At 65.8% G+C, this 6,121-nt stretch carries 7 protein-coding genes; 6 read left to right on the forward strand and 1 reads right to left on the reverse strand.

What is annotated here, in order from left to right:
- The first annotated feature begins 45 nt into the window (after positions 1–45).
- The 6 genes from DXK21_RS13500 (at position 46) to DXK21_RS13530 (ending at position 5,351) form a co-directional block, all read left to right on the forward strand.
- Entirely contained in the window at positions 46–1,473 is a 1,428-nt protein-coding gene (locus DXK21_RS13500) for an alginate export family protein (RefSeq protein WP_114818294.1), read from the forward strand.
- Positions 1,474–1,798: 325 nt separating this feature from the next.
- Positions 1,799–2,221 carry an NAD(P)H-dependent flavin oxidoreductase gene (locus DXK21_RS13510; RefSeq protein ID WP_114818296.1) on the forward strand — a complete coding sequence of 141 codons (423 nt, stop codon included), beginning with the start codon at positions 1,799–1,801 and terminating at the stop codon, positions 2,219–2,221.
- Positions 2,222–2,477: 256 nt separating this feature from the next.
- Positions 2,478–3,359: a LysR family transcriptional regulator gene (locus tag DXK21_RS13515; RefSeq protein ID WP_114818297.1), complete on the forward strand. Its 882-nt coding sequence runs from the start codon at positions 2,478–2,480 to the stop codon at positions 3,357–3,359.
- A complete protein-coding gene (locus DXK21_RS13520; RefSeq protein WP_114818298.1) occupies positions 3,356–3,823 on the forward strand; it encodes an Lrp/AsnC family transcriptional regulator in 468 nt (155 codons plus the stop codon). The genes DXK21_RS13515 and DXK21_RS13520 overlap by 4 nt, the downstream gene beginning before the upstream one ends.
- Before the next feature lie 108 nt (positions 3,824–3,931).
- A complete protein-coding gene (locus DXK21_RS13525; protein WP_114818299.1) occupies positions 3,932–4,177 on the forward strand; it encodes a DUF6356 family protein in 246 nt (81 codons plus the stop codon).
- On the forward strand, positions 4,170–5,351 hold the full coding sequence (locus tag DXK21_RS13530) for an aromatic amino acid transaminase (protein WP_114818300.1): 1,182 nt from the start codon (positions 4,170–4,172) through the stop codon (positions 5,349–5,351). The genes DXK21_RS13525 and DXK21_RS13530 overlap by 8 nt, the downstream gene beginning before the upstream one ends.
- Here the strand turns inward: DXK21_RS13530 and DXK21_RS13535 are convergent.
- Positions 5,348–5,998, reverse strand: coding sequence for a LuxR C-terminal-related transcriptional regulator (locus tag DXK21_RS13535; RefSeq protein WP_162790681.1), 651 nt, complete (start codon positions 5,996–5,998; stop codon positions 5,348–5,350). The genes DXK21_RS13530 and DXK21_RS13535 overlap by 4 nt on opposite strands.
- Between the last annotated feature and the right edge of the window lie 123 nt (positions 5,999–6,121).

Genomic DNA, 6,121 nt, shown 5'->3' on the forward strand with positions numbered 1-6,121 from the left:
CGAACCGAGCGCGGAGCCAACCGCGCCCTTTCCCGGAGGACATCCATGAGTATCGCCGCTGCGGCCGCCGCCGCATTGCTTTCGCACGCCCCCATGCCCGCCGAGGCTGAGGCGCCTGTCCAGACCGCACCTGCTACGGTTCCGGCCGCGCCGCCGCCGTTCAAGTTGATCAATCACGACGAGAACTACGCTTACCTCGCTGATCCGGCCAAGCGCGCCTCGACCTGGTCGAAGTTCAAATATGTGCCGGTCGGCGGCGAGGGCAGTCCCGTCTGGGCCAGCTTCGGCGGCGAACTGCGCTTCCGCGCCGAACACCGCGACAATGAACGCTTTGGTCGGGGGGCTCAGGACACCGGCGGCGACTTCCAGACCCGCGCCCGCCTGTGGGGCGAACTGAACCTGGGCTCCTCGCTGCGCGCATTCGTCGACGTGCAAGACGCCCGCACCTCGGGCCTGGCTAGCGGCGAGCCGGTGATCGAGGAAAACCGCACCGACCTGCATCAGGCCTTCGTTGAGGCGAAGACCGGTCTGGGCGAGGGCACGGTGCGAGTCCGCGTTGGCCGTCAGGAGTTCGGTCAGGGCGGCTTCCGCCTGTTCGACATGCGCGAGGGCGCCAACGCCCGCGTGGCGCTGGACATGGTGCGTGTTCTGTATGACAGCCCGACCGGCTGGAGCGGCGGCGCCTTCGCCGGCTATGCCCTCCGCGAAGGCAAGGCCTCGTGGGACGACGCCACCAACTTTGATTACCGCCTGTATGGCGCGACCGCCGCGAAGACCCTGGGGCAGGGGGCGACGGCGCCGAAGCTGGAGCTGCTCTACGCCAACACCGACCGTCTGACGACGCCGTTCGACGGTCAGGTCGCCGGTCGTGACGACCGCGACACCCTGTCGGTGCGCCTGTCGGGCAAGGTCGCGCCCTGGGACTATGAGGTCGAGGCGGTGAAGCAGTGGGGGTCGTTCCGCGACCTCGACATCGACGCCTGGTTCATCTCCGCCGTTGGCGGCCGCACCTTCTCGGGCGTGAAGTGGTCGCCGCGCCTGGCCGTGCGTCTGGACGTCGGCTCGGGCGATAAGGACCCCACCGACGGCAAGCTGAACAGCTTCAACCCCCTGTTCCCGCAACCGGCCGCCCTGCGCACCGATCTGGGCTTCGCCAACATGGTGCTGTTGCAGCCCGAGGTGACGGTGCGTCCGACGCCCAAGCTGACCATGGGCGCCAACACCGCCGGCCTGTGGCGTCAGAGCAAGGACGACGGCCTCTACGCCCTGTCCGGCATGGTGCTGCGCGGCGCGAACGAGGGCCAATCCTCCTACGTCGGCTGGCGCACGGGCGTCTTCGCCCGCTATGCCCTGACGCCCTATGTCTCGCTGATGGGCGTGGCCAACTACACCAAGGCGGGCGACTTCCTGAAGGAAACCGGCACGGCCGAGGACCAATCCTACCTCGGGACCTTCCTGACCTTCCGCTTTTGACACTAGAAGCGCCACCAGAGCGGCTCCGCTTCTGAGATGAAGCGGAGTTTTCTCTTGTCGACTGGGACAGACCGGACACTCGGGGCTCTGCGGGTCGAACTGGAGTTCTTCTTGCGCGACGTCCGGACGTGGGGCTGGCGGTTTCAGCGGTGGGATGAACGCCTGATCGTCCATGTCGGGCAGCTTGATGCAATCGGCGCGCCCGCTGGCCGTGATTTGAGAGGGGCCTGAATTCCATTCATCAATGGTCGGGATAACTCTTTTGTCTTGCCCGCTGATCTGCCGGATTTCAAAGCCCTAGTTTCTGACGTGGGTGGGTTTTGAAATGACGATTCCGGCAAGCCTTGAGGGCAAGCTGCGCCAGGTGCGCCAGTTCTTCGACGGCGTCCTCATCCTGGCAGGGGCGATGAGCACCGGCCAGGACGTGCTGGCGGCTCAGGCCATGGGCGCCGACTTCGCCTATCTCGGCACCCGCTTCCTGGCGTCCAAGGAATCCGGCGCCAGCGACCAGCACAAGGGTGAGGTCATCGCTAGCCACGCCGAAGACATCGTCTACACCAACATCTTCACGGGCATTTCGGGCAGCTATCTAAAGTCCACCCGCTGGCGCGCCGGTCTGCTGGTCAAGAACCTGACCGACGAACGGGCCATGGGCTATGTGATGAACGTGCCGATCTTCTCGGGCGCTCGCGTCGCCTCGATCATCCCGCCGCGCACCTTCGGCTTCAGCGTGACGTTGAACTACTAGGTCCAGTGACTGGGCCTGCGTACCGCGCAGGCCTGACCCCCTTTCGGTCTTGCGAGGGACCGGGACGCGCAGGCTCGCAGCCTGTCCTCAACCTCATGACCCTCGGGTCGCCAAGCCTGGGGGTCTTCTTTTTGTGTCAGCCCTGCGGCGCGACATGGGACGTGGGCGACGGTCGACACAAACGGGAACGCTCGATACAGATGAGCTCAGTTCATGAGGCGGTCCGCCGTCTCTGCTTGCTGTGGAAGCCTCGCCGATGTCGACCATGCCGCCGTTGATCCTGTTGCAGACCGTCGAGACGGTGGTGCGGTGCGGCAGTTTCAAGCGGGCGGCCGACGAACTTCTGGTCACGCCATCCGCTGTCAGTCATCGGATCAAGTCGGTCGAGCAGGCCCTGTCCTTTCCCTTGTTCTTTCGTGTGGGGCAGGGGGTAGAGCCGTCCGAGCACGCCTTGTTGCTGGCCAAGGCGTTCGGCGTGGCGCGAGCTGAACTGATGCGGACATGGGACGAGATCACGGCCAGCCGGAACGCCAACGGCCTGCGGCTGTGCTGCATGGCCAGCTTCGGCGATCATTTCGTCCTGCCCAATATCGAGGCCTTCCGGCGCAAATTCCCCGATGTCGAACTGGAGTTCACGAATATCCGCCATGGCGATGCGCCGCCGACCCGCTCTTACGACATCATCATCGGTGTGGGCGAAATGCCCGGCGGCGGGTGGAAGATCGACGAGCTGATGGATCTGGACATGCATCTGATCGCCTCGACGAGCGCGGCGGTTGGTCTGGCGGCGCGGCGCGTGCTGGACGTGCCGCTGATCGGCTACACGGTGGGGACCAGCTACTGGACGGGGGTCGCCGAGAACATCGGCTATGAGCTGCCCGTCAACGCCAAGATTCTGACCTTCGATTCCATGGCTTCGGCCTGTTCGGCGGCGGAGCACGGGCTGGGCGTCGCCCTGGCCCCGACCTATCTGGCGCGGCGCATGGCCGCTGAAGGGCGGGTCGTCATCCTGGGCGACCGTCCGATCAAGACCGGGTTGAAATACTGGTTCGGCGTCAATCGCGACCTGCAGGGGCTGCCGATGGTCGCCAAGCTGCGGCGCTGGATCGGCGATCTGCTGCAAGGAGAGGGCGCATGACCATTTCCCTGGACGCGACTGACCGTCGCCTGCTCGCCATTCTTCAGGAAGACGCCACCCTGTCCATCGCCGAACTGGCCGAGCGGGTAGGCCTGTCCCAGACGCCGTGCTGGAAGCGGATCAAGCGGCTGCAGGACACAGGCGTCATTGTCGCCCGCGTCGCCCTGCTGGACCGCGAGGCTCTGGACCTGCCCCTGGTGGTCTTCGTCTCGATCAAGACCAGCCAACACGACGAGGGCTGGCTGGAGGCCTTCAAGAAGGCCAGCGCCCTGCCCGAAGTGGTCGAGTTCTACCGGATGAGCGGCGAGGTCGACTATCTGCTCAAGGTCCTGGTCAAGGACATCGCCGCCTATGACCGTTTCTATCGGCGGCTGATCGCCATCGCCCCGCTGTGCGATGTCTCGTCCAGCTTCGCCATGGAGCAGATCAAATTCACCACCGCGGTGCCGGTTCAGTGCGTCTGATCCTGCGGGAGAGAATGCTATTCTCCCGAGGGTTCAAACTCGGCCCGAAATAAGAAAATCGCTCTCAAACGAATGACATAGGCTCCGCCTCCTGTTCAGGAGAATCCCATGTTCAAGCGTCTGTTTGTCGAGCATCCCGCGTCGGTGGGCGAGAGCTATTTCGAGCATATGGGCGTCGCTGCTTCGTTCGGCGGGGCGATGTTTCTCGGTTCGCTGGCCTGTTTCGTCCACGCCGTCTTTCCGGGTCTGTGCGTCAAGACGGGCAGCGGCGTCGTCACTACCCTTCATCGTCGCATGGTGACGCACCGGACCGACCCGGCGCGCGTTCCCGGCCCGGATCAGGCCCATGTTTGATCGTCTGCCGCCCGCGCGCACCGACTCCCTGATGCAGTTGGGCCTGCTGATGCAGGCCGACCCGCGCGCCGACAAGATCGACCTCGGCGTCGGCACTTATCGCGACGAGCGCGGCGCCATTCCGATCATGGCGGCGGTGAAGACAGCCGAGCAGACGATCCTGAACACGCAGACCTCCAAGGGCTATGTCGGCCCCGCGGGCGACATGGAATTCGCCCTTCGGCTTCAGGACGCGACCTTCCCCGGACTGGAGGCCGCCGCTGCGGGTCGGCTGGCGCGGATCCAGACGCCGGGCGGCACCGGCGCCCTGCGTCTGGCGCTGCAGTTGATCGCCCAGGCCAATCCCGGCGCCCATGTCTGGATCGGCACGCCGACCTGGCCGGCCCACCTGCCGCTGATCGAGGCCGTAGGCCTGAAGGCGCAGACCTATTCCCATCTCGACACAGACGGTAACGCCAATGTCGAGGCGCTGAACGCCGCTCTGGCGCAGGCGCAGCCGGGCGATGTCGTTCTGCTGCACGGCTGCTGCCACAATCCAACCGGCGCGGACCTGCCGCTCGACGCCTGGCGCGAGGCCGCGATGGTCGCCGCGAACCGGGGGCTGACCCCGTTGATCGACCTGGCCTATCCCGGCCTCGGCGACGGCGTCGAAGAAGATGTCGCCGGCGTCCGCGCCTTGCTGGACGTGTGTGAGACCGCCCTGGTGGCCCTGTCCTGCTCCAAGAGCTTCGGTCTGTACCGTGATCGCGCCGGCATGCTGATGATGTTGAGCGGATCAGCCGCAACCGCCGCCAACCTGGGTCAGACCGCCGCCGGTCAGGCGCGGCTCCTGTGGTCGAACCCGCCGGATCATGGTGCGGCGGTGGTCAAGGCCGTGTTGTCCTCGCCTGAGCTGACACATCAGTGGCGGGCCGAGCTGGACGCCATGCGCGTGCGCGTCAACGCCGTCCGCACCCGTCTGTCGGGCATCCCGCTACAGCGACTGGATCTCAGCCGCCTGTCGCAGCAGCGCGGCATGTTCGCCCTCCTGCCCCTGTCCAGCGACCAGGTCCAAGCCCTGCGCGAGCGCCACGCCGTCTATGTGGACGCCTCGGGCCGTATCAATGTCGCGGGCCTCAACGACAGCAATTTCGCCCGCTTCGCGGCGGGCTTGGCTGACGTGGACCTTGCCTAGCCCAGCGCCGAGAGGCCGGGAAGATCGGGCTGGGAGGAGCCGCGCTGCTGTTGCAGCGCGGCGGCTGCAGCCATGCGGCTGTGGACGCCCAGTTGTCGGAAGGCGGCGGTGAGGTGAACCTTCACCGTGCTTTCGGAGATCATCAGGGCGCGCCCGATCTCCTTGTTCGACTTGCCGGCGGTCAGCAGCGTCAGGACCTGTCGTTGGCGGCAGGTCAACAGATGAGGGCCGTCGTGACCGTCTGGGCGGGGCTCGGCCTGTAGATCGCAGACGGTCGACGGAATGTAGATGTTGCCGCCCAGCACGGACCTGAAGCTGGCCGCCATTTCGGCGGGGGCGCAGCGTTTGGAGACGAAGCCGTGGGCGCCGGCGGACAGGGCGCTGAAGACAGAGCGTCGCACCGGGGGCCAGGCCACGACAATGACCTTCAGCTCCGGGTAGTGACGGCGCAGACGTCGAATTCCGTCCAGATTGCCCATGCCGGGAAGCTCGAGATCGATAGACAGCAGTTGTGTGTCAGGCGCAGAGGCGAGGCCCTTGAGCACGCCGCCGTAGTCGGCCTCCTCGCGGACGTCACCAGCGGCAAGATGGTTTTGAAGCGTCGCCACCAGCCCGGCGCGATAGAGGGGCTGGTCGTCCGCCACCATGAACCTTTCCATTCTTCAGCCCGCAGCCCTTGTCTGGCAGATCTCCCCCGATTGCGATCGCCGCCTTTCCTAGGCTCAGGACCCATTGAATTGCGGCGTGCGATCTGATTCAGGCTCCTGAGG

This window comes from Brevundimonas bullata (genome assembly GCF_003350205.1).
Classification (GTDB): domain Bacteria; phylum Pseudomonadota; class Alphaproteobacteria; order Caulobacterales; family Caulobacteraceae; genus Brevundimonas; species Brevundimonas bullata.

Bases quoted from the DNA above. Each gene is read 5' to 3' on its own strand.
- DXK21_RS13500 (WP_114818294.1), top strand. From the start codon at position 46: ATGAGTATCGCCGCTGCGGCCGCCGCCGCATTGCTTTCGCACGCCCCC.
- DXK21_RS13510 (WP_114818296.1), top strand. From the start codon at position 1,799: ATGACGATTCCGGCAAGCCTTGAGGGCAAGCTGCGCCAGGTGCGCCAG.
- DXK21_RS13515 (WP_114818297.1), top strand. From the start codon at position 2,478: ATGTCGACCATGCCGCCGTTGATCCTGTTGCAGACCGTCGAGACGGTG.
- DXK21_RS13520 (WP_114818298.1), top strand. From the start codon at position 3,356: ATGACCATTTCCCTGGACGCGACTGACCGTCGCCTGCTCGCCATTCTT.
- DXK21_RS13525 (WP_114818299.1), top strand. From the start codon at position 3,932: ATGTTCAAGCGTCTGTTTGTCGAGCATCCCGCGTCGGTGGGCGAGAGC.
- DXK21_RS13530 (WP_114818300.1), top strand. From the start codon at position 4,170: ATGTTTGATCGTCTGCCGCCCGCGCGCACCGACTCCCTGATGCAGTTG.
- DXK21_RS13535 (WP_162790681.1), bottom strand. From the start codon at position 5,998: ATGGTGGCGGACGACCAGCCCCTCTATCGCGCCGGGCTGGTGGCGACG.